This is a genomic window from Wolbachia endosymbiont of Madathamugadia hiepei, assembly GCF_013366855.1.
GTDB lineage: Bacteria > Pseudomonadota > Alphaproteobacteria > Rickettsiales > Anaplasmataceae > Wolbachia.
This window is the reverse complement of the sequence record NZ_WQMP01000136.1, coordinates 1-2708: the sequence shown is the minus strand read 5'-3', so window position 1 is coordinate 2708 and position 2708 is coordinate 1. Positions and strand designations below refer to the sequence as shown.

The window sequence follows — 2708 nt, the reverse complement described above, 5'->3', positions numbered from 1 at the left end:
TTTTCTCAAGGCTGAAGAGAATATTTGGATTTAGCTTGAGGAATAAATCTGAGATAAATCGTGAAAAAGAACTGCTAATCAAGTGCTATTTACTCAATAAATTTACTGACATTGGCATGGCTAAGTTTGAAATGGTTACATGAATTTATCATAAATCACCACAGCATAAGTTGCCATGCAACAAAGCCCGATGGAATCCAGAAAAGTCTGCTTGTAAGCAAGCAAACTAATTTTGTGAACATAGAAAGTAGCTAATCTTAATTTAAAACACAACATTAATTATTATGGAAAAACTGGATTCCAGTGTCTGAGCACTGGGATGACAAAAAAAGGGGCTACTCGGATGACAAGAAAAGGAGTGCTGGGATGACAAGAAGATGGCACTGGTATGATAAGAAATGTGCTACTTTCATGACACCCTTCCAGTGAGGGTTGCTCTCAAACTACAATGTTAGTATAGTTGTGGGCTAAAAAACCATTCAAACAATAATTTAGAGAGTTACTCAAACCTAGAAACAGATCTTAGCCAACCAGCTCAGAGAATTACTCCTTGTCATTTGTAGTGTACTGCATTAATATTTACGTGTTAATCCAGAAGATATTGATGAATAATATTATAATTGTTGGTCTACAGTGGGGCGATGAAGGAAAGGGTAAAATAGTAGATTATCTTTCTGAGAACGCAGACGTAGTCGTGAGATTTCAGGGGGGAAATAATGCAGGGCATACTATAGTAATAGATGATGAGGTTTATAAATTAAATTTGCTGCCTTCCGCTGTTTTAAGGACGGGCAAAATATCTGTTATAGGAAACGGTGTTGCTCTTGATTCACATGCTCTAATCTCAGAAATAGAGTCATTAAAAACTAGGGGAATAGATATCAACCCGAGCAATTTGATTGTTTCTGAAAGCTGCCCATTGGTACTTAGTGTACATAAGGACAAGGAAAAGTTATTTGAAGATTTAAACGGGAATCACAAGATTGGCACAACAAACAAAGGAATAGGGCCGTGTTATGAAGATAAAGTTGGAAGAAGAGCTATACGCCTTTGTGACTTAGAAAACGCAGATGAGCTCAATAATAGAGTGGATACTCTTCTGAATTATCACAATGCTATCGGGAAAGGCCTAAACTTTCAGGTAGTAAAAAAAGAAGAAATGTTAAAGGAAATTGAAGAGATCGCAAAAAAAATTCTTCCATACAAAAAGCCAGTGTGGAAAATATTGAACGATCTTACAAGAGAAGGTAAGAAAATAATATTTGAAGGTGCCCAAGGCACATTTTTAGATATCGACCATGGGACATACCCTTTCGTTACTTCAAGCAATACCGTAGCATCACAAGCAATAACAGGCTCAGGATTGTTTTCTAACGCTTATGTTATCGGTGTAGCAAAAGCTTATACAACAAGAGTAGGCAACGGTCCATTTCCTACTGAGCAGAAAAATGAAGTGGGGGATAGCTTATTTGCTATAGGCAAGGAGCTTGGAACAGTAAGTAATAGGAGAAGACGCTGCGGTTGGTTTGATGCAGTTTTAGTGCGCCAGGCAGTGCAACTCTCTGGAGCTTCAAGTATTGTATTAACTAAACTAGATATTCTTGATTCTTTTGACATAGTTAAAATATGTACTGGTTATAAGTGCAGTAGAAGAATATACGATTATTTGCCTGCATCACATTCAATGCAAAGAGAATTGGAGCCGATATATGAAGAATTTCCTGGTTGGAAAGAAAACACTCAAGGCAAAAGGTCGGTTGAGGAATTGCCTACAAATTTGATGAAATATGTGAGAAAAATAGAAGAATTAATAGGTGTACCAATTTATCTAATTTCAACCAGTCCAAAGAGGGAGGATGTTATAGAACTTAAAGATTTTAAGTTTTCTGAGAGTATTTTTGCATCCTATTAGCTGTTATCCAATAAAAAACGCTTATTTAGCGAAAAAAACACTTGCATGACTTCAAACATTAACCTATTATGCAAAACAGCTTTGCATAATGATATATGTTGAAGGTAAATTCAGTGTATGACGAAAGCGAAAAAGTTGAGCTCAAGTCTAACGTTTATAGTTATTTTCAACATTTCATTGTCAGGGTTTGTGTAGAGGGAGCTGTTGGCTTTAAAAATATTATTGTTTTTTTTGAAGGAGGTACGTTATGCCCGGTGAGATAAATGGAGACAATGCAGTGAAAGTGCGAAAAACAAATAATCAGTTGAAGGGTTCTGGTATTGGATTAATTGCATCGTGTGCCTGGTATGTAATGTATCGCGTGCTGATGTCGCGTAAAAATAAATCATATTCACCAGGATTTAAACGGACTTTGGCATCTCTTAAGGAGCATATCAGTAAAATGAAAGAGAGAAGTTCTTCAACTAAGAACCCTGCTATAATGGGGTCTTGCTACTGCCTAATTACAGAAAGTGGTGAATTATATGAAAAATTAGACAGTCTAGAAAGTGTTAGTATGGAAGAGTTTCATTCTCAATTAGGAAAGATAATAGCAGAATTTAAGCTACAAAATCTACAAGATAAGATAGGCTTCCTAGGACTTTTACAAGAAGGGGAAGATTTTGCTGCTATACAGAAGGCTTAAAACGCTAACTATGGATTAGTCGATAAAGAAAGAGCTGGAAATAGAGGGCTTTTTGGGTTGCATGGAATATGAAATAAGCGTAGAAAAGATGTGAACTAAAAAGTTAATAGG

Annotated in this window: 3 protein-coding genes and 2 pseudogenes; 4 read left to right on the top strand and 1 reads right to left on the bottom strand. The window is 36.1% G+C overall.

All coding sequences use genetic code 11. The annotated features are described in order from the left end of the window. The 4 genes and pseudogenes from GO685_RS05945 to GO685_RS04615 form a co-directional block, all read left to right on the top strand. Positions 1–143, top strand: a pseudogene (locus tag GO685_RS05945) (IS5 family transposase); the annotation flags it as partial. A gap of 160 nt (positions 144–303) precedes the next feature. Next, positions 304–429 carry a hypothetical protein gene (locus GO685_RS05765; protein ID WP_281356225.1) on the top strand — a complete coding sequence of 42 codons (126 nt, stop codon included), beginning with the start codon at positions 304–306 and terminating at the stop codon, positions 427–429. 175 nt (positions 430–604) lie between these two features. Then, positions 605–1912, top strand: a complete 1308-nt coding sequence (locus GO685_RS04620; protein WP_175937776.1) for an adenylosuccinate synthase — start codon at positions 605–607, stop codon at positions 1910–1912. Between the two features lie 247 nt (positions 1913–2159). Next, a complete protein-coding gene (locus GO685_RS04615) occupies positions 2160–2597 on the top strand; it encodes a hypothetical protein (protein ID WP_175937775.1) in 438 nt (145 codons plus the stop codon). Between the two features lie 15 nt (positions 2598–2612). Here GO685_RS04615 and GO685_RS04610 read toward each other — a convergent pair. After that, positions 2613–2708, bottom strand: a pseudogene (locus GO685_RS04610) (IS982 family transposase); the annotation flags it as partial.